Origin of the sequence: Synechococcus sp. H55.2, from assembly GCF_047462495.1 — a bacterium.
GTDB lineage: Bacteria > Cyanobacteriota > Cyanobacteriia > Thermostichales > Thermostichaceae > Thermostichus.
Genome location: NZ_JANSJH010000206.1, coordinates 1 through 943, shown reverse-complemented (window position 1 = coordinate 943; position 943 = coordinate 1). Strand labels below are relative to the sequence as shown.

General features: G+C 62.7%; 1 protein-coding gene. It reads left to right on the top strand.

Annotated elements, in window-relative coordinates; genetic code table 11:
* Positions 1 to 921: glycosyltransferase family 9 protein (locus tag NW844_RS12945; protein ID WP_414336238.1), on the top strand; the 921-nt coding region annotated here is incomplete at its 5' end.
* Positions 922 to 943: the final 22 nt, after the last annotated feature.

Genomic DNA, 943 nt, shown 5'->3' with positions numbered 1-943 from the left:
TTCCCCCTCTACAGCCGCCGCCCCGATTACCTCGAGGCCCTAACAGCAGCAGTGCGGGATCGTGTGGCCCAGGCCGGGCCTTATGATCTGGCCATCAATTGCGACGAGTTCAGCGAGCTCAACCTGGTGGCGGTGACGGCCCTGCGACCCCAGTACATTGCCGGGGCCGGCCTGACCTTGGATTTTCGCCGCAAGCTGGATCCCGGCCCCGACCCGGTGCAGCGCATGCTCCAGGACGACGACTGGAACAGCCTGGAGTTTTTGCAGCGCTACAAAGATATTCTCACTAGCAACTACATTGCCGAGATCTTCTGCCGCCTGGCTTATGTGGAAACAGATTTTTTCCGCCTGGAGCTGCCCAGCCGGGATCCCGATTTTCCCGTGCCGGAAGTCCTGGTGCACATCACCACCACCCGCCGCGCCAAGATGTGGCCCTTGGAGCACTGGCGCCAGGTGATCCAGTGGTGCCGGGGGCAGGGCCTGCAGGTGGGGCTAATCGGCAGTGCCCCGGAGCTGCAGCGATCCCTCTACCACGGCGGCGGCGAAGATGAGCTGCTGGCGCAAACGGGGATGATCGACCTGCGGGGCAAAACCAGCTTGATCGAATTGGCCGGGGCCCTGAAGCGGGCGCGGCTCTGTATCTCCGTGGACGCGGGGCCGATGCACATTGCGGCGGCCGTGGGCTGCCCCACCATTGCCCTGTTTGGCAACGATGCCGATGGCGATGGAGCTAGCCCGGTGCGGCTGTGGGCACCTCGCCTGCCCCACGTTTACGTTACCCAAACTTCCTATAAATGCCGGGTCTGCGTGGAAAACAAGTTCAAAAACGAAGCCTGCCTGGTGGAGGGCCACCCCTGCATGGCCCACCTCCGGCCAGAAACAGTCATCGGCTACCTGCAGGAGATTCTAAAGAAGACCTAGGACTTCCAGCCGATCTCTTCCC